The sequence below is a fragment of the Enterobacter cloacae complex sp. P38RS genome, assembly GCF_014930775.1.
GTDB classification, from domain to species: Bacteria; Pseudomonadota; Gammaproteobacteria; order Enterobacterales; family Enterobacteriaceae; genus Enterobacter; species Enterobacter bugandensis.
Map to the genome: position 1 here is coordinate 37,211 of NZ_JADBRS010000003.1, position 17,205 is coordinate 54,415.

Annotated in this window: 17 protein-coding genes; 8 read left to right on the forward strand and 9 right to left on the reverse strand. The window is 58.6% G+C overall.

The window, feature by feature from the left end; all coding sequences use genetic code 11:
* The first annotated feature begins 73 nt into the window (after positions 1 to 73).
* The 5 genes from IM303_RS05995 (at position 74) to IM303_RS06015 (ending at position 5,810) form a co-directional block, all read left to right on the forward strand.
* A complete protein-coding gene (locus IM303_RS05995) occupies positions 74 to 1,477 on the forward strand; it encodes a TolC family outer membrane protein (RefSeq protein ID WP_041908566.1) in 1,404 nt (467 codons plus the stop codon).
* Positions 1,474 to 3,669, forward strand: a complete 2,196-nt coding sequence (locus tag IM303_RS06000; protein WP_028014148.1) for a type I secretion system permease/ATPase — start codon at positions 1,474 to 1,476, stop codon at positions 3,667 to 3,669. The genes IM303_RS05995 and IM303_RS06000 overlap by 4 nt, the downstream gene beginning before the upstream one ends.
* Positions 3,670 to 3,679: 10 nt before the next feature.
* Positions 3,680 to 4,849 carry an HlyD family efflux transporter periplasmic adaptor subunit gene (locus IM303_RS06005; RefSeq protein WP_088204896.1) on the forward strand — a complete coding sequence of 390 codons (1,170 nt, stop codon included), beginning with the start codon at positions 3,680 to 3,682 and terminating at the stop codon, positions 4,847 to 4,849.
* A 303-nt stretch (positions 4,850 to 5,152) separates the two neighbouring features.
* Positions 5,153 to 5,452: a type II toxin-antitoxin system RelE/ParE family toxin gene (locus IM303_RS06010; protein WP_048957972.1), complete on the forward strand. Its 300-nt coding sequence runs from the start codon at positions 5,153 to 5,155 to the stop codon at positions 5,450 to 5,452.
* A gap of 10 nt (positions 5,453 to 5,462) precedes the next feature.
* Positions 5,463 to 5,810, forward strand: coding sequence for a HigA family addiction module antitoxin (locus IM303_RS06015; protein ID WP_047367527.1), 348 nt, complete (start codon positions 5,463 to 5,465; stop codon positions 5,808 to 5,810).
* 1 nt (position 5,811) lies between these two features.
* Here the strand turns inward: IM303_RS06015 and IM303_RS06020 are convergent, their stop codons facing one another.
* Complete coding sequence (locus tag IM303_RS06020; RefSeq protein ID WP_048998571.1) at positions 5,812 to 6,543, reverse strand: helix-turn-helix domain-containing protein; 732 nt, start codon at positions 6,541 to 6,543, stop codon at positions 5,812 to 5,814.
* A 97-nt stretch (positions 6,544 to 6,640) separates the two neighbouring features.
* Between IM303_RS06020 and IM303_RS06025 the strand changes: the two genes are divergently transcribed.
* A complete protein-coding gene (locus tag IM303_RS06025; RefSeq protein WP_049136897.1) occupies positions 6,641 to 7,060 on the forward strand; it encodes a nuclear transport factor 2 family protein in 420 nt (139 codons plus the stop codon).
* Positions 7,061 to 7,105: 45 nt separating this feature from the next.
* On the opposite strand, the gene IM303_RS06030 is transcribed toward IM303_RS06025, so the two are convergent.
* Together IM303_RS06030 and IM303_RS06035 are read right to left on the reverse strand one after the other, a co-directional pair.
* Positions 7,106 to 8,287 carry a PLP-dependent aminotransferase family protein gene (locus tag IM303_RS06030; protein WP_048998569.1) on the reverse strand — a complete coding sequence of 394 codons (1,182 nt, stop codon included), beginning with the start codon at positions 8,285 to 8,287 and terminating at the stop codon, positions 7,106 to 7,108.
* 20 nt (positions 8,288 to 8,307) lie between these two features.
* Positions 8,308 to 9,195 (reverse strand): LysR family transcriptional regulator, encoded by an 888-nt coding sequence (locus tag IM303_RS06035; protein WP_048998566.1) that lies wholly within the window; start codon positions 9,193 to 9,195, stop codon positions 8,308 to 8,310.
* A 97-nt stretch (positions 9,196 to 9,292) separates the two neighbouring features.
* Between IM303_RS06035 and IM303_RS06040 the strand changes: the two genes are divergently transcribed.
* On the forward strand, positions 9,293 to 9,895 hold the full coding sequence (locus tag IM303_RS06040; RefSeq protein ID WP_028014155.1) for a short chain dehydrogenase: 603 nt from the start codon (positions 9,293 to 9,295) through the stop codon (positions 9,893 to 9,895).
* Here the strand turns inward: IM303_RS06040 and IM303_RS06045 are convergent.
* From IM303_RS06045 to IM303_RS06065, 5 genes are all read right to left on the reverse strand, one after another.
* On the reverse strand, positions 9,889 to 10,623 hold the full coding sequence (locus IM303_RS06045; RefSeq protein WP_193359714.1) for a bifunctional 2-polyprenyl-6-hydroxyphenol methylase/3-demethylubiquinol 3-O-methyltransferase UbiG: 735 nt from the start codon (positions 10,621 to 10,623) through the stop codon (positions 9,889 to 9,891). The genes IM303_RS06040 and IM303_RS06045 overlap by 7 nt on opposite strands.
* A gap of 74 nt (positions 10,624 to 10,697) precedes the next feature.
* Positions 10,698 to 11,696 carry a transketolase family protein gene (locus IM303_RS06050; RefSeq protein ID WP_047364369.1) on the reverse strand — a complete coding sequence of 333 codons (999 nt, stop codon included), beginning with the start codon at positions 11,694 to 11,696 and terminating at the stop codon, positions 10,698 to 10,700.
* Positions 11,696 to 12,541, reverse strand: coding sequence for a transketolase (locus IM303_RS06055; RefSeq protein ID WP_048957980.1), 846 nt, complete (start codon positions 12,539 to 12,541; stop codon positions 11,696 to 11,698). Before IM303_RS06055 ends, IM303_RS06050 begins: the two co-directional genes overlap by 1 nt.
* 12 nt (positions 12,542 to 12,553) lie before the next feature.
* Positions 12,554 to 13,303, reverse strand: coding sequence for an SDR family NAD(P)-dependent oxidoreductase (locus tag IM303_RS06060; RefSeq protein WP_003862216.1), 750 nt, complete (start codon positions 13,301 to 13,303; stop codon positions 12,554 to 12,556).
* A 36-nt stretch (positions 13,304 to 13,339) separates the two neighbouring features.
* A complete protein-coding gene (locus tag IM303_RS06065; protein ID WP_041908551.1) occupies positions 13,340 to 14,671 on the reverse strand; it encodes an MFS transporter in 1,332 nt (443 codons plus the stop codon).
* A 215-nt stretch (positions 14,672 to 14,886) separates the two neighbouring features.
* Between IM303_RS06065 and IM303_RS06070 the strand changes: the two genes are divergently transcribed.
* A complete protein-coding gene (locus IM303_RS06070) occupies positions 14,887 to 15,807 on the forward strand; it encodes a LysR substrate-binding domain-containing protein (RefSeq protein WP_028014161.1) in 921 nt (306 codons plus the stop codon).
* Positions 15,808 to 15,825: 18 nt separating this feature from the next.
* On the opposite strand, the gene IM303_RS06075 is transcribed toward IM303_RS06070, so the two are convergent.
* On the reverse strand, positions 15,826 to 17,205 hold the full coding sequence (locus IM303_RS06075; RefSeq protein WP_048998563.1) for an amidohydrolase family protein: 1,380 nt from the start codon (positions 17,203 to 17,205) through the stop codon (positions 15,826 to 15,828).

Sequence of the window (17,205 nt, forward strand, 5' to 3'; positions counted from 1 at the left end):
TGCAGGACATGACCCGGGCGCACAGCGCCCGGGCATAAATAATAAAGCTGTACTTATTTATTAGGGACAAGACATGGGAATAAAGATGCCTTACTGGTGGCTCTCGTGCTGCCTGATATCTGTACCCGCCATCGCGGCAAACCCGGCGGCAACCATCAATACCGGACAGCTCCGCGAAACGCAGGAACTCCCCTCACTAAATGGTCGCGTCGCTCCGGTGGCAGGCAAAGCCGCTCCCGGTTCACTACAGCTTGGCGAGGCCGTTAATCGCGCCGTCACCTGGCACCCGGCGATCGCTGAAGCCGTGGGCAAACTCTACGAACAGAACGAAGAGGTCGACGTCGCCAAATCGAAATACTATCCGCAAATCAACGCCGGCATGGACAACGGCTATTCCCACGACGGCGACCAGAACGGCTTTACGCCGTCGCTGGTGCTCTCTCTTTCACAGATGCTCTACGACTTCGGCAAAGTGGCAAGCCAGGTGCGGGCCGAAAACGCCGGGGTCGCCCAGCAGCAGGCCAACGTGCTGGTCAGCATCGACACCATCGCCCACGATACCGCTATCGCCATGGTGCAGGTGCAAACCTGGCAGCAGATGGTCGACACCGCCAAAGAGCAGCTTGACGCCCTCTCATCAATAGGCACCCTGACCCGCCAGCGTAACGACGAAGGGGCCACTTCCCTGTCTGACGTGGTGCAGACCGACGCGCGCATTGAAGGGGCGCGCGCCCAGCTGATGCAGTATCAGGCCAGCCTCGACAGCGCCCGCGCCACGCTGATGAGCTTTCTCGGCTGGAACAGCCTGAACGATATCAGCAATGACTTTCCGCAGAAGCTGGCCCGCAGTTGCGATATCGCCGAGCCGGACGATCGTCTGGTGCCTGCGGTCCTCGCCGCCTGGGCACAGGCGAACGTCGCTCAGGCTAACCTTGACTACGCCGACGCGCAGATGACGCCAACCGTCTCGCTGGAGCCGGAAGTCCGTCACTACCTGAACGATCGCTACGCGGGTAACGAAACGCGGGACCGCACCCAATATTCCGCCTGGGTGAAAGTCCAGATGCCGCTCTATCAGGGCGGCGGGCTCACCGCCCGACGCAACGCCGCCGGTCACGCGGTGGAAGCGGCGCAGTCGACCATTCAGCGCACGCGCCTCGATGTCCGCCAGAAGCTGCTGGAGGCCCGCAGCCAGGTCATGAGCCTGCAAAGCACGCTGCAAATTCAGGGCCGCCAGGAGGCGCTCAGCGCCCGCACCCGCGAGCTCTACCAGCAGCAGTATCTCGATCTCGGCTCGCGCCCGCTGCTGGACGTGCTCAACGCCGAGCAGGAGGTCTATCAGGCGCGCTTTACCCAGCAGCAGACCCTCGGTCAGCTGCATCAGCTGCAGCTCAACTGCCTGTATAACACCGGGCAATTGCGTCATGCGTTCGATCTTGATAACCGCACCATCCAGACCGTGGAGATCCAGCCATGAAGCAACGCGACATCCCGCAGGGGGAAACGATGACGGATGAGGCGCTGGAGCAGTGGGCTCAGGCGTTTGGCTTTGTCGCCACGCGCTACCGCGTTGCCTGTTCGCCAGGCTCGCTCGTCGCGGGCGCGCCGTGGCTGAAAGGCAAACCGATGGTGCCCGCGCTGACTCAGCTTGCCCGTGAAGCCGGGCTGACGTTCCAGCTGCTGACGGCCGATCAGCAATCGATCAACAGCTGGCGTCTGCCGGTGGTGGTGGCGCTGAACGACGGAAAAATCGGCGTGATCGAGAATTTCGACGGAGAAGATACGCTCGAGGTCAGCTTTTTCGACGACAAGACATACACCAACCGCCTGTCGATGAGCGCAATGTTGCCCGCCATCCGCCACGTTATCGCCCTGCGTCCGCTGGCCGCGCTTAAGGACAGCCGCGTGGACGCCTACATCTCAAAGTACCGTCCGGACTGGCTCTACCGGCTGGTGATGCGCGACCTGCGCCCCTACAGCTGGGTGATGCTGGCGGCGCTGTTTATCAATGTGCTCTCCCTCTCCGGCATTGTCTTTTCCATGCAGGTGTATGACCGGGTGATCCCCGCCCAGTCCTACCCGACGCTCTACGTGCTGACCATCGGGGTGCTGATCGCCACCCTGTTTGGCTTTGTGCTGCGCGTTGCGCGCGGGCACATTATGGATCTGCTGGGCAAACGCTCGGATCTGCGCGTCTCGGATCGCGTGTTCGGCCACGCGTTACGGCTGCGCCACAGCGCCATTCCGCGCTCCACCGGCAGCTTTATCTCCCAGCTGCGCGAGCTGGAGCAGATCCGCGAGATGGTCACCTCCTCCACCATCTCGACGATTGTCGATCTGCCCTTCTTCTTCCTGTTTGTGGTGGTGCTGGCGATCATCGCCCCGCAGCTGGCGTGGATCGCCCCGGTAGCGGCAGTGATCATGGTCCTGCCGGGCCTGCTGCTGCAAAAGAAGCTGGCGGAGCTGGCGAAGCAGTCGGCGCATGAATCCACCCTGCGCAACGCGGTGCTGGTGGAGAGCGTGCAGGGGCTGGAGGACATCAAGCTGATGCAGGCGGAGAACCGCTTTTTACAGCAGTGGAACAGCTATATCCAGATCACCGCGGAATCCGGCCTGCGCACCCGCGAGCTGACGCAGAACCTGATCAGCTGGGGGATGACCGTTCAGAGCCTGGTTTACGCCGCCGTGATCGTGGTTGGCGCGCCTATGGTGATTGACGGCACGCTAACCACCGGCTCGGTGGTGGCCGCCTCAATGCTGGCCTCCCGGATGATCGCCCCGATGGCGACGCTGTGCGGCGTGCTCGCCCGCTGGCAGCAGGTTAAGGCCGCCAAAGAGGGGCTGGACAGCATTATGCAGCTTCCTACTGAAAATCAGCGTGAAGAGACGCCGATCCGCCAGGACGTGCTGCGCGGACACTATCTTTTCGAGCAGGCGCAGTTCCGCTATCAGCCGGAAGATCCGCGCATGGCGCTGCGCATTAACCGTCTGGAGATCAGGCCGGGCGAGAAAGTGGCGATCCTCGGGCGTAACGGCGCGGGCAAATCCACTCTCCTGCAGGCGATGGCGGGCGGCATGGATCTGGCGGCCGGCGAGTTGCGGCTCGACAACCTCAGCCTACCGCATCTGGACGTGGCCGACGTGCGGCGAAACGTCGGCTTTATGACCCAGAACGCGCGGCTGTTTTACGGCACCCTGCGCGAGAACATCACCCTCGGCATGCCGCGCGCCACCGACGAAGAGATTTTCGAGGTGCTGGAGATGTGCGGCGCGGCCAGCTTTGTGCAGAAGCTGCCAAAGGGGCTGGACTACCCGATTATGGAGAATGGCGTGGGATTGTCCGGCGGGCAGCGGCAGTCGATTCTGCTGGCGCGGATGCTGCTGCGCGATCCGAATATCGTGCTGATGGACGAGCCGACCGCCTCCCTTGACGAACACACCGAGCGGGAATTTATCCAGCGCCTGGGGGCGTGGCTCGGCAACCGGACGCTGGTTGTCGCCACCCACCGCGTGCCGGTGCTGGAGCTGGTGGAGCGCGTGGTCGTGCTGAAAGATGGGATGCTGGTCATGGACGCGCCAAAAGCGCAGGCGCTGAACAACAGCCGAATGCAGCAACAGCAGCAGGCAGCAACCGGACGGGAGTGGAAAAATGAAAATCAGTCAGCGTGACGTAGCCGCGATGGACGATCTGGATAATGCGCTCGACTCAGAAAGCGGCTATACCGGCGCGCGGCGAATTGTGATCTTCTCGCTGCTGATGTTTGTGGCGCTGGGCGTCTGGGCGTGGTTTGGGATGCTGGATGAAGTCTCAACGGGAACCGGAAAAGTGATCCCCAGTTCGCGCGAGCAGGTGCTGCAGTCGCTGGATGGGGGGATCCTCACCGAGCTGAACGTACACGAAGGCGATCAGGTGCAGGCCGGACAGGTGCTGGCGCGGCTGGATCCAACGCGTTCCGAATCGAACGTCGGCGAAAGCGCGGCGCGCTACCGCGCGTCGCTGGCCTCCAGCGCCCGTCTGTACGCCGAGGTGAACGATCTGCCGCTGAAGTTCCCGCCTTCGCTGGAGAAATGGACCGAACTGACCGCCGCCGAAACGCGGCTCTACAATTCGCGCCGCGCGCAGCTGGAGGACACGCAGCGTGAACTGCGTTCAGCGTTAGATCTCGCAAACAAAGAGCTGGCAATCACCCAGCGGCTGGTAAAAACCGGCGCCGCCAGCCACGTGGAAGTGCTCCGCCTGCAGCGGCAGAAAAGCGACCTGGAGCTGAAGCTCACCGACGTGCGTTCCCAGTATTACGTTCAGGCGCGCGAGGCGCTATCCAAGGCCAACGCCGAGGTGGATATGGTCTCGGCGATCCTCAAAGGCCGCGAGGATTCCGTCACCCGCCTGACGGTAAAATCCCCGGTGCGCGGGATCGTGAAAAACATCAAAGTCACCACCATCGGTGGCGTGATCCCGCCCAACGGCGAGCTGATGGAGATTGTGCCGGTGGACGATCATCTGCTGATTGAAACCCGCCTCTCGCCGCGCGACATCGCCTTTATCCACCCGAACCAGGAGGCGCTGGTGAAGATCACCGCCTACGATTACGCCATCTACGGCGGGCTGCACGGGGTGGTGGAGACCATATCACCGGACACTATCCAGGACGAGGCCAAGCCGGAGGTGTTCTACTACCGCGTGTTTATCCGCACCAGCCAGGATTACCTGGTGAATAAGGCGGGCAGGCATTTCTCGATCGTGCCGGGGATGATTGCCACAGTGGACATCAAGACCGGAGAGAAAACGGTACTGGATTATCTGATCAAGCCGTTTAACCGGGCGAAGGAGGCGCTGAGGGAGCGGTAGTCTTCGCCGGGCGGCGGCTACGATCTTCCCCTTCACCCTCTCCCCAAAGGGGCGAGGGGATGATTCGCTGCTCGCAGTAATTTGTGGGGATTCTTCAGCCCTGTGGGAGAGGGCATCATGCCGCACCCACACCACAATCCCCCTTTTCTGGAATCCGCCTCGAAGAAACCGCTTTTAATGACGCCTTCCGCTTTCCTTCAGCCTGCATCAGGGTAACATAGCCGCCAATCGAAACGCACTTGCGCACTGTGCAAGAGTGCATTACTATTCACATAGCTTCATGGAGTGGAGCTCATAAGCGCTATGATTAATCATTTTCGTGATCAATGGCTTAAGGATTTTTTTCTGTACGGGAAATCCAGCAATGTGATCCCTTCAAGCCTTGAATCAGCCTTAGCGAGGAAGCTGGATATGATCAACGCTGCCACCTCGCACCGGGAGCTGAGATCCCCGCCAGGCAATATGTATGAATCGCTGAATCCCCCGCTTGCAGGGTACTCTGCGATTCGCGTTAACAGGCAATACAGGTTGGTATTCAGGTGGTCAGAGGGCAAAGCAGACGATCTCTACCTCTCTCCGCACAAGTACACGCCATACAAATGAGGCATTACCTATGACTCTTCAACAGGCTCTACGCAAACCCACCACGCCGGGCGATGTGTTGCAGTATGAATATCTTGAGCCGCTCAATCTGAAAATTAGCGATCTCGCGGAAATGCTTAACGTGCACCGTAACACCATCAGCGCTCTCGTTAATAATAATCGTAAACTGACGGCCGATATGGCAATCAGACTGGCCAAGGCATTCGATACCACCATTGAATTCTGGTTGAACCTGCAGCTAAACGTCGACGTCTGGGAAGCACAAACTAATTCCCGGACTCAGGAGGAGTTGAGCCGTATAAAAACGATTGCAGAAATCATGGCAAAAAGGAAATCAGGCCAGCCGGATGTGGCCTGAATCAAACCGGCTCTACAGCGCCACCTTTAATCCCCCACTGCCCCGGCGTTTTACCGGTCCACATTCTGAAAACCTCAATAAATGCGCTGACGCTGCTGTAGCCGCAGGACAGCGCAATCCATCCCACCGGCTTCCCCGCCGCCAGCCACTCCATTGCCTGCATGACGCGCGCCAGCTGCCGCCAGTTGACGAAGTTCATTCCCGTCTGGGCGCTAAATCGACGGTTAAACGTACGCACGCTCATCCCGGCATGGCTGGCATGGCTCTTGACCGTTTGATTATCATCGACACACTGCAGCAAGTGGCTGACCACGTTCTTCAGACGCGGATCCGTCGGTACGGGCAGATAAAAGTGCACCTGAGACGTCAGGGCAAGCTCATCCAGCAGCAGGGTGAGCTTTCGCGGATCGTACTCGTTTTCTGCAACGCTTAAGCGGGAAAACAGTGCATGAGTGAGATCGTCGGGCTCGAACAGCGCGGGGGCATCGGGAAGCATTGCACAGCACGCAGGGTCAAGATAGATAGCGCAGCCTTCTATCGCGCTTTCAGAAAAGGCGGCGTGCTGCTGGCCCGGCGGGATCCAGCCAATATGGTTTGCCGGTACAACCGAACGCCCCTGTTGGGTCTCAATCACCAGCAGCCCCGTTGCAATACGCCAGAGCTGTCCGGTGGGATGGCTGTGCCACGCGGTGCGGTAACCGCCGGGATGGCGGAGCGTCTCTGTACCGATCATCTTATCCTGGCCGAAAATCGTTATTCATCGACGTATTACAGAAACTGCGCCGTCGACTGTCAAGGATAATGGTGGCTCAACTTCACAAGGAGCCAACATGAGCATCATCACAACCCTGATAGCCCAGCCTGACAATACCCTACAGCGCGAGAAAATGGCGTGCCTGTTAAGCCGCTTGTTCAAAGGCGAATTAGATCCCGCAGAGGTGTTCACGCCCGATTACCAGCAGTACACGGATGGTCACGCGCTTGATTTTCGGGGTTTTGTGCAGCACCTGAACCACGTCCGCTCGCAGATCCGCGCGATCGCATTCAGGGTAGAAGAGCTGGCCTGTCACGAGAATCTTTTAGCAGACCGGCACTGGGCTACGGTGACGTATCCAGATGGTCGCCAGGCGGAATTAGAGGTGTATATGTTTGCCGCACTGCGCGAGGGGAAAATCTGTCGTATCCATGAAGTGACGCAGACGATCGGCGGCGATGCTTCAGACCGCGCGCTCGCCCACGCCACGCAATAAGCTCACCCTGCGCGCGCAACGGCAACTGCCGTTATGCGCGCTCTGTTACAGGGAGATCTTCAGGCGTCGAACCGCTTCTTTAAGCTGCTCATCCGTTGGGGTGACGAATGACATGCGCAGCGTTGTCGGGTCCGGTTCGTTGCAGTAGAAGAACTCGCCCGGTACAAACACCACGCCGTTGCTTAAGGTTTTTTCCAGCCATTTCGTCGTATTCATGCCGTTGTTCATTTTTGCCCACAGGAACATCCCGCCCTTCGGCTTGTGGAACGACATCACATCGCCCAGCTCGGCTTCCAGTTCCGTTGCAAACGTCAGGTATTTCTGGCGATAGGCCTCGCGGATCATTTTAATCTGGTTCGCCAGACGCCCGGTTTTCAGGTACTCGTAGGTCATCAGCTGGGACAGCGTGCTGGTGTGCAGATCGGTGGTTTGCTTGAGGTTCACCACCGCGCGCTTCAGCCATTCCGGCACCAGCACCCAGCCCACGCGGGTGCCCGGCGCGAGGATTTTGGAGAAGGTAGAGGTGTACACCACGTTATCCTCATTGCCGATATCTTTCGCATGGGCAATCAGCGGGCGGAACACGTCGTCGGTGTAGTTAATTTCGCTGTACGGATCGTCTTCGATAATCACGAAATCATAGCGCTTTGATAATTCCACCAGCTGTTTACGGCGCGCTTCGGAAAGCGTTACGCCGCCAGGGTTACCAAAGGTTGGAACGATATAAACCGCCTTGATGGTTTTCTTCGCCACCAACGCCTCAAGTTCATCGACCTTCATGCCGTCGCCGTCGGTGCCGACGGATTCAAAATTCGCCTGTGCCAGGCCAAAGACCTGCAGCGCGGCGAGATAGGTAGGACGTTCAACGACAACCGTATCGCCCGGATTAATTAACGCACGCGCCAGCACGTCCAGAGATTGTTGAGAGCCGGAAGTAATGACCACGTCATCGGCCTTACAGGCGATGCCGCGCCCCTCGCAGATGCGTTTAATTTCTTCGCGCAGCCCCGGTACGCCTTCCGTCAGGCCATACTGGAACGCCTCGCCAAAATTCTGTGACAACACGGCATCGGCGGCAATTTTAAGCCCTTCGCGATCGAACAGGTCCGGATTGGGAATACCGCCGCCCAGCGAAATCACGCCCGCCATTTTGCTATGTTTTAATAATTCACGGATGGCAGATGATTGCAGGCCCTGCGCGCTGCTGGCGAGTTTGTTTGCAGACATTCTTTGATTACCTTCTTTTTTTATATTGTGCCCAATCTTAGCAGAATATGCGCAATAAATTCCGTTAGCTTAGGGAGGGGACGCAAATCCTGACGCCACAGTAAATGCACCGGCCTCGGCGCGGGCGTGAACGGCTCCAGCACACGCACCAGCCTGTCGCTTGCCAGCTCTTCCGCCACCAGCACTTCCGGTTGCAGCAGCAGCCCTGCCCCGGCTCGCGCCGCCATGCGTAAGCCGTAGCCGTCGTTGCATCTTAAGATCGCATCCCGCTTCCAGCGCACCTCCCCTTCCGCACCCGGCAGCCGCCACTCGTTGCGCGCGGTCCACACCGTGTGCGACAGGCACAGATGATCCACCAGATCGGCGGGCGTCTGCGGCGTGCCGTGTCGCGCCAGATAATCCGGCGCGGCGCAGATCACCATGTTGTAGGGACACAGATATTTCGCCACCAGATCGTCATTGCGGATATCGCCAATGCGAATGGCCAGATCGACCCCCTCTTCCACCAGATCAACCATCCGGTTGGTGAGATCCAGTTCGATACGCACTTCCGGGTAGCGCTGCAAAAATGTGGCCGTCAGAGGGGCGATCGCGCAGCCGCCAAACGACGTGGGGGCGGTGACGCGCAGGGTGCCGGCGGGCGCCGCGCGCAGCCGTTCAACCGCGCTTTCGGCAATCGAGACCTGCTCCAGCACGCGCCTGGCCTCTTCGAAATAAACGCGTCCGGCGTCGGTCAGGCTCTGGCGACGGGTATTGCGCTCCAGCAGCCGCGTGCCGAGCTGAAATTCGAGCAGCGCAATATATTTCCCGACCATCACCGCCGACATCTCCAGCCGCGCCGCCGCGCCGGTGAAGCTGCCGCTCTCTACCACCGCGATAAACGTCTCCATGCCGCGAAGCTTATCCATATTCCAAACCCCTGGTTAGTAATCATCTAACTTTAGCCCAGTTTATCTGACTTTTTATTTATTAAAGAATGAGGGCTCACAACATGAGGAGTCGGATATGAAAATCGTCATTATTGGTGCCAGCGGTACGGTCGGTCGTGCCGTAACCGAAGAGTTAAGCCGTCGTCACGAGGTCATCCGCGTGGGTCGCACGCGGGGCGACTACCAGGTGGATATCACCTCGCAGGCGAGCGTGCAGGCGCTGTTTGAGAAAATCGGCCCGGTGGATGCGATTGTCTCCGCCAGCGGTGGTCTCTACTTTGGCCCGCTCGCGACCATGAAGGACAGCGACTTCAACCAGGGCCTGCAGGATAAGCTGCTCGGGCAGGTGCGCCTGGCGCTGACCGGCCAGCATTATCTGAACGAAGGCGGCTCGATTACGCTGATAAGTGGGATTGTGGCGCACGAGCCGATTGCGCAGGGCGTAAATGCCACCACGGTCAATGCGGCGCTGGAAGGGTTTGTCCGCGCCGCAGCCTGCGAACTGCCGCGCGGGATCCGCATCAACCTGATTAGCCCAACGGTACTGACGGAATCCGCCGAAGCGTATGACGGGTTTTTCCCCGGCTTTGAAAGCGTTCCCGCCGCGACCGTGGCCCAGGCCTACCGCCGCAGCGTGGAAGGGGTGCAGAGCGGGCGGGTGTACAAGGTAGGTTACTGAGCCTTACGGGCGGAAATCAGCACCAGCATCGGGCGCTCCGCCTCTTCGGACAATGCAGGCCAGGCGTCAATCTGCGCCTGCGTTGGTCCCCACTCATTGACTTCACTTATCGTTAACCCGGCCTTTATCAGCGCGTTAAGCGTGGTGCCCAGCGTGCGGTGGTATTTAATCACTCCATCCGCCAGCCAGTTGCTGACGCGATGGCTTTCGTCCTGATAATGGTTCACGCCCCAGAACCGCTCGCCGCTGTCGTCGGTCAGCCAGCCCTGACGGGTGGCGCAGGTGTAAATCGGGTGCTCCATCGAGAAGACCAGGCTGCCACCCGGTTTTAGCGCGCGCTGAACGTTGGCGAAGAGCGTGCCCAGCTCCGGCAGGTAGTGTAGCGCCAGCGAGCTGTAGACCAGATCGAGACTGTTTTCGCGAAGCTGAAGAGATTCCAGATCGCTACGCTGATAGTGAATCTGCACGTCATCCGTCAGTTCAGCCGCGCGGGCAAGCATTTTTTCTGAGATATCGACGCCCGTAACGTCGCAAGCGCCCAGCGCGCGCGCCGCGCGGCAGAACCAGCCGTAACCGCAGCCGAGATCGATAACCGCTTTGCCGGTTAAATCAGGCAGCATTGCCTTGAGCGCAGGCCACTCAGGCGCACCGTCCAGCCCGTGCACCGAGCGCGGAAGCTGAGCGTAGCCTTCAAAAAACGCCGGGTTGTCGTAGATGTTTTGTGCCATGACGGACTCCTTTATCGCAACAGAGGCGAGGGTAAAGCCCCCCTCGCCCGTTGGCAACGTATCCGTCTGATAAATCACAGCCTGCGCCGGATTTTCTCCACCATGGCTGTGGTTGAGATCCCGTAGCGGTCATGGAGGGTGGGCAACGCGCCCGCATCAAGGAACGCGTCCGGCAGCGCGACGGTATCGAAATCCACGTTCACGCGGTTGCGCATCAACAGCGACGCGACGGCTTCGCACAACCCGCCTACGCTGCTGTGGTTTTCCGCCACGATGACCAGCCGTCCCGGCTTCGCGGCCTGCGCCAGGATCGTCTCTTCGTCCAGCGGCTTAATGGTGGGCGAGTGCAGCACCGCCACGCTGACGTTATCCTTACGCAGCTGCTTCGCCGCCTCCAGCGCACGCATGGTCATCAGGCCTGAGGCGACGATCAGGACATCGCTCCCCTCTTCCAGCAGCGCAGCTTTGCCAATCTTAAACTGGTAGTTGTACTGGTCCAGCACCACCGGCACCTTGCCGCGCAGCAGGCGCATATAGACAGGGCCATCGTGCGCTGCCATCGCCGGCACCGCCTGTTCCGTGTCGATTGCGTCACAGGGATCGATAATCGTCATGCCCGGAATACCGCGCATAATCGCAATATCTTCCGTCGCCTGGTGGCTCGGCCCGTAACCGGTGGTTAGCCCCGGCAGCGCCGCGCAGATCTTCACGTTCAGGTGCTCTTCAGCAATCACCTGATGGATAAAGTCGTAGGCGCGGCGGGTAGCGAAGACGGCATAGGTTGTGGCGAAAGGAATAAAGCCCTCTTTCGCCATGCCGCCCGCGGCCCCCATTAGCAGCTGTTCGGCCATGCCCATCTGGAAGAAGCGTTCCGGGTAGGCCTGGGCAAAAATGTGTAGATCGGTGTACTTCGACAGATCCGCCGTCATGCCGACGATCTCCGGTCGCTGTTCCGCCAGCTTCACCAGCGCGTGACCGAACGGTGCGGCGCGCGTCTCCTGGCCCTCTTCCGCGATAGAGGCAATCATCGCCGACGTGGTTAAACGCGGTTTTTTCTCCGTGGTCTGGCTCATTACAGCACTCCTTCAGGTTTGTTGGCATCCAGCACGGCGAGTGCCTTTTGCCACTCGTCAGCATCCACGCGAATAAAATGGTTCTTGTCACGCTTTTCGAGGAACGGCACGCCCTTGCCCATCAGCGTGTCGCACAAAATGACGCGCGGCTGGTTTTCCGGGTAGCGTTTGGCATTATCAAACGCCGTCACCAGCGCAGGAACATCGTTGCCGTTCACGCGCTGGACGTACCAGCCGAAGGAGGTCCATTTATCCTCCAGCGGCTCAAAGCCGAGGATCGCGTGCGAGTTGCCATCCGCCTGCTGGCGGTTAATGTCCACCAGCACGATCAGGTTCGACAGGCCGTGATGTGCCGCCGACATCGCCGCTTCCCAGGTTGACCCTTCGTCCAGCTCGCCGTCCGACATGGAGTTAACGACCCATGCCGCGCTCTGCTTGTGCTTCAGCCCCAGCGCCATGCCAACGCCAATGCTTAAGCCCTGCCCCAGCGAACCGCCAGAGATCTCCATACCTGGCGTGTAGGTTGCCATACCGGACATCGGCAGGCGGCTGTCGTCCGCACCGTAGGTCTCCAGCTCCTCTTCAGGAACGATCCCGGCTTCAATCAGGGCCGCATAACAGGCAATGGCGTAATGGCCGTGGGAGAGCAGAAAACGGTCACGCCCTTCCCACTCCGGCTCGCCCGGCTTAAGGTTCATTCCGTGGGTAAACGCGGTGGCCAGCACATCGGCATAGCCCAGCGCCTGCCCGATGTAGCCCTGCCCCTGCACTTCGCCCATGCGCAGCGCGTAGCGGCGAATGCGCCAGGCCGCGGCGGCAACCTGTTGAACTGTGGTATCCGTCATCGTCGTATCTCCTTAATGGATCAGCATCCCGCCGTTCACGTCGAGCGTGATACCGGTGGAGTAAGAAGAGAGGTCGCTGCCGAGGAACAGCGCGGCGCGGGCAATATCCTGCGCGTCTCCGAGGCGGTTAAGCGGAATGCCCGCCAGAATGGACGTTTTCATCTCATCGCTCAGCTTGCCTGCGGTGATGTCCGTCTGGATAAGACCCGGCGTGATGCAGTTTACCCGCACATTGTCGGGCCCCAGCTCACGCGCCATGGCTTTTGCCAGTCCCAGCACGCCCGCTTTTGCAGCGCTGTAGTGTGGGCCGCCGAAGATGCCGCCGCCGCGCTGGGCCGATACCGATGAAATGCAGACGATGCTGCCCGACTTTTGCGCGCGCATAGTGGGAATAACCGCCTGGGACATTAGCAGCGTGCCGCGCAGGCTGACGTCAAGCACCGCATCGTAATTTTCGCGTTTGATATCCATCAGCTTGATCGGCTGAGTAATGCCGGCGTTATTCACCAGAATATCGATGCGCCCGTATTTCCCCAGCACCTGCTCAATGGCGGCATTAACCTGTAATTCATTGCTGACGTTCGCCGCAAGGCCCAGATGTTCGTCGCCCAGGCTCGCGGCGGCAGCCCGGCTGGCTTCAGCGTTTAAATCGATAATCACCACTTTCGCACCCTGTTCGGCATATAATTTCGCCGTAGCGAAACCCAAACCGCGTACGGAAGCCGCGCCGGTAATAACGGCGACTTTATTTTTCAGTAGCATATATTTACTCCATTCGGACAAGAGAGATTTAATGATTTATTTCGGTTCTTCCAGCAGCATAATCATAATTAAGCCAATGGCTGCGCAAATACCGAAATAAATAAACACGGAATTAAAACTACCTGTTTTATCCAGCAGATAACCTGCCAGCATCGGGGAAACAAATCCGCCGAGATTACCGCCGCTATTGATGATGGACGCGGCAATGGGATAGGTTTTACTGTCCGCAACAGCCATGCCATAAGCTGTAAAAGCGGGCCAGCCAATATTCAGACAGAGACCGACAAAAAATAGTCCGACGCAAACCGCCACGGTGCTTTGCGGAATATTCAGCATAATGACCATCATTAAAACGGTGCTGATGGCGGTAAACATCATGGTCGGTTTACGTCGGCGGCCGAGCAGTTTGTCTGAGACGTAGCCGCCAAAAATCGCACCGATAAATCCACCGATGCACGGCATGCTGGCGACCAGCCCCATGCTCATAAACGTAAAGCCTTTCTCTTTCACCAGATAGAGCGGGATCCACGTCAACAGTCCGTACAGCACGCTGACCATCATAAAATAGGCCAGGCAGTCGCCGAGAATATTCTTCGAGGTAAACAGCCCTTTCACCGTGCTTACCGGGGCTAACTCCCGCACACGGATCAGCCGATCGAGGCGTGCAAAGCCTGGTGAAATCACGATGTTTTCACGTCTGGCGTCCGGCGTCTCCTGACCGGCGGTAATGGTCTCCAGCTCCGCTTTAGAGACGAATGCGCTCTCGGACGGCTTCGTGCGTACCAGCAGATACCACAGGACGGCAATGACCAATCCAGGGATCGCAAAGGAGAAGAAGACCCAGCGCCAGCCCCAGGTCATGGCGATCCACACGGCCAGCGGCGGCACGAGGATAGGCGCGAACATGGTGGCGGCGATGTAGACGCCCGTGGCCGTGGCCTTCTCCTTTGGCGGAAACCAGTTATTGATGGTGGAGGCCAGCCCGACCGGGCACGGCCCCTCTGTTAACCCCAGCCCCAGGCGGATACACTTCAGGCCCAGAACCGAGGTTGCGGTGCCCATCAGCCAGGTAAAGGCAGAGAAGCCGAATATCGACAGTGCCACCATGCCGCGAATTCCCTTTTTGGCAATAAAAAAGCCCGCAGGAATTTGGCTCAGGGCGTATCCCAAAAAAAACATGCTGGCGATGGCACCGGCTTCGAAATTATTGATATGAAATTCGTCAATGATAAACGGCAGTACCGCACCAATATTTGTTCGGTCAGCATAATTAATGGCATAAACAATAAAAATTAATGCCAGCACAACGAAACGGTAATTGGTTTTTTTAGTCTTTATGTAGGGGACAGCTTGTTCTATACGAGACATAACTTACCTCATTATTCGAACACCGTGAGTCGTTTTATTATTGCGTTCAACGTCAATATATCGGCTCACCCATGAAACGCCATTCAATAAAGCTCATTTATTGCTGAGATAAATTTGATTCGCGATACAGCTCAAAAAAATAACATCGGGATAAAATTGCCCGCTCGCAGTCTCAATGTTATGTTTTTTATCAATTATCGTGTAAGGAGTAGGCCATGTCCGCGCAGGATCGCCAGACGTTATCGCTGCCCTCGCTCAGAAATTTGCAGGCGTTTATCGCCGTTGCTAACGCCCTGAGCATCCATCAGGCGGCGGAACAGCTCAACGTCACGCCTTCGGCGGTAAGCCACCAGATCGCGTCGCTGGAATCGTGGCTGGGCAAGAAATTATTTATCCGCAGCGGCAAAGGGGTTCAACTCACCCCGACGGGAGAAAAATATCTGCGGGAGGTCTCGGCGGCGATGAGCGCCATTGGGCGCGCCACCGATCAGATCGTGAAAGAAAAAGACAATGCTGTGCTTCGCGTGCACTCTTCCCCCACCTTCGGACTGTCATGGCTGTTGCGCCGTCTGGGCAGATTCCGCGCCGAATATCCTGATATCACCATCAATCTCACCTGCTCCTATGAGAACCTGCAGTTCGCCAGAGATAATATCGACATTGATATCCGTCATGGTATTCCGGACTGGGATGCTTACCGGGTGATGACCATTAAAAACGACACGCTGGTAGTATTGGCCTCGCCGGGCTATGCAGAAGAGCATCCCATCAGCACGCCCGCCGATCTGCTGCAACAGTCGCTTATCTCCTCCACCAGCACTCTGGTGAACTGGGAAAAATGGTTCGCCTGGCACAATATCGACAGGCCCTGGCTCAATTTCAGCCTCAGCTTCGACCGTTCCTACATGAGCTTTGAAGCGGCGCGCATGGGGCTGGGGTTTATTCTGGAGAGCAAAATGATGGCTACCGATCACCTGAAGGATGGCTCGCTGGTACAGGTGCTGCCGGATGAGATGGGAATCGCCATTAACGCGCATCATCTGGTAATGCCGCACATGAACGAACGCGCGTGGAAGATCCAGCAGTTCGTCGAGTGGATTGATCGGGAGTTGCGATTGTCGGGGTATCACCTGTAGCGATACCCCATCGTGGCGTCAGGCGACCGTGCCCCAGACGAGATTCCCCTTGTGGAACGTCGCGGTGCGCGGAGAAATGCGCGCCACCGCCTCGGCGGAACAGGAGGCGTCCACCAGCACAAAGCTGGCGTCGTCCTGCGCTTTCGGCCATACGCGTTCACCTTTATCGCTCAGCGGCAGCACGTCGCCGGTGGCGATGCCGAGCGCGCGGGAGAGCGTCTGCTCGTTCGGGCGAATATAGAGCTGGGCGTACAGATTGGCTTTCTCCAGCATGTCCCCCAGACCGTACGGCGACCAGTGGTCGATCACGCTGTCGGTGCCGGTCATAACAAATACTCCCTTCTCCCGCAGCTGCTTCAGCGGCATGTGCAGGGTGCCAATCGGCACGGTGGAGGCGATGGTGACCTGCTGCGCCGCCATGCGGGTGGCAATCTCATCCACCTGCTGCTCATTGAGCGTCGCCAGCGCGAAGGCGTGGCTGATGGTCAGCTTCCCCTTCAGCTCCGGCGTTTTCTCCACGGTTTCCACCATGTAGTTCACCGCCGCCACGCCCGCCGGGCTGGTTTCATGGAGGTGAATATCCACCCCTTTGTCGTAATCCAGCGCAATCTGGAACATAGTATCGAGCGATTTCTCCATCGCGCCGTCAACGCTGGTTGGGTCTAGCCCGCCCACATAGTGCGCCCCCGCCTGCATCGCCTCGCACATCAGCTTTTCAGAGTTGGAGAGCAGCAGGCCGTGCTGCGGGAAGGCAACGATTTCGCAGTCAAAACCTGCGCTGCGGCGCGCCAGCACCGCCTGCAAATTTTCCAGGTTTTTCAGGCCGGAAACCGGCTCAATATTGCAGTGGCTGCGGGCGATGGTGGACCCTTTGGACTGGATCAGGTCGATCAGCTTTTCGGCGCGTTCTTGCGTGTAGGGCTGTAACTCCGGCAGCAGCTTCTGCTCCAGGCGGATCATGTCCTGAATGGTGGTGCCAGCCGGACGGTTCAGGGAGCGCCACGGGCCGCCGTAGAAGGTTTTATCCAGGTGAATGTGCATGTCGCGCATCGCCGGAAGCATCAGTTTTTTACCCGCGTCGTAGTGCGGCAGGGTCGCGTCGGCATGGCTGCCGTTGTCGCGCAGGGCGACAATTTTCCCGTCTTTAATCTCCAGCGTTTTCATCTCGGTGCGGGTGCTCGTCGCCACGCTGCCCTCGAAATTAAACCCGGCTTCAAGCAGCACGTTGTCCAGATAGTAATGTTTCGCGATGATCTTCATCGGTTTCCCCGTCTCACAGGTTGCCTTTGCAGAGTCGGCAGCATACGCGACGGAGCCGGTGGCGCCAAACAGCGCGCAGGCGGTGACCATTTTGCCGCTCTGGCTGATAAACTCGCGGCGGCTTTTGTTTTCACTCAT

What these genes read in the sequence shown, in the direction of transcription:
- IM303_RS05995 (WP_041908566.1), top strand. Translation starts at nt 74, where the DNA reads ATGGGAATAAAGATGCCTTACTGGTGGCTCTCGTGCTGCCTGATATCT.
- IM303_RS06000 (WP_028014148.1), top strand. Translation starts at nt 1,474, where the DNA reads ATGAAGCAACGCGACATCCCGCAGGGGGAAACGATGACGGATGAGGCG.
- IM303_RS06005 (WP_088204896.1), top strand. Translation starts at nt 3,680, where the DNA reads ATGGACGATCTGGATAATGCGCTCGACTCAGAAAGCGGCTATACCGGC.
- IM303_RS06010 (WP_048957972.1), top strand. Translation starts at nt 5,153, where the DNA reads ATGATTAATCATTTTCGTGATCAATGGCTTAAGGATTTTTTTCTGTAC.
- IM303_RS06015 (WP_047367527.1), top strand. Translation starts at nt 5,463, where the DNA reads ATGACTCTTCAACAGGCTCTACGCAAACCCACCACGCCGGGCGATGTG.
- IM303_RS06020 (WP_048998571.1), bottom strand. Translation starts at nt 6,543, where the DNA reads ATGATCGGTACAGAGACGCTCCGCCATCCCGGCGGTTACCGCACCGCG.
- IM303_RS06025 (WP_049136897.1), top strand. Translation starts at nt 6,641, where the DNA reads ATGAGCATCATCACAACCCTGATAGCCCAGCCTGACAATACCCTACAG.
- IM303_RS06030 (WP_048998569.1), bottom strand. Translation starts at nt 8,287, where the DNA reads ATGTCTGCAAACAAACTCGCCAGCAGCGCGCAGGGCCTGCAATCATCT.
- IM303_RS06035 (WP_048998566.1), bottom strand. Translation starts at nt 9,195, where the DNA reads ATGGATAAGCTTCGCGGCATGGAGACGTTTATCGCGGTGGTAGAGAGC.
- IM303_RS06040 (WP_028014155.1), top strand. Translation starts at nt 9,293, where the DNA reads ATGAAAATCGTCATTATTGGTGCCAGCGGTACGGTCGGTCGTGCCGTA.
- IM303_RS06045 (WP_193359714.1), bottom strand. Translation starts at nt 10,623, where the DNA reads ATGGCACAAAACATCTACGACAACCCGGCGTTTTTTGAAGGCTACGCT.
- IM303_RS06050 (WP_047364369.1), bottom strand. Translation starts at nt 11,696, where the DNA reads ATGAGCCAGACCACGGAGAAAAAACCGCGTTTAACCACGTCGGCGATG.
- IM303_RS06055 (WP_048957980.1), bottom strand. Translation starts at nt 12,541, where the DNA reads ATGACGGATACCACAGTTCAACAGGTTGCCGCCGCGGCCTGGCGCATT.
- IM303_RS06060 (WP_003862216.1), bottom strand. Translation starts at nt 13,303, where the DNA reads ATGCTACTGAAAAATAAAGTCGCCGTTATTACCGGCGCGGCTTCCGTA.
- IM303_RS06065 (WP_041908551.1), bottom strand. Translation starts at nt 14,671, where the DNA reads ATGTCTCGTATAGAACAAGCTGTCCCCTACATAAAGACTAAAAAAACC.
- IM303_RS06070 (WP_028014161.1), top strand. Translation starts at nt 14,887, where the DNA reads ATGTCCGCGCAGGATCGCCAGACGTTATCGCTGCCCTCGCTCAGAAAT.
- IM303_RS06075 (WP_048998563.1), bottom strand. Translation starts at nt 17,205, where the DNA reads ATGAGTGAAAACAAAAGCCGCCGCGAGTTTATCAGCCAGAGCGGCAAA.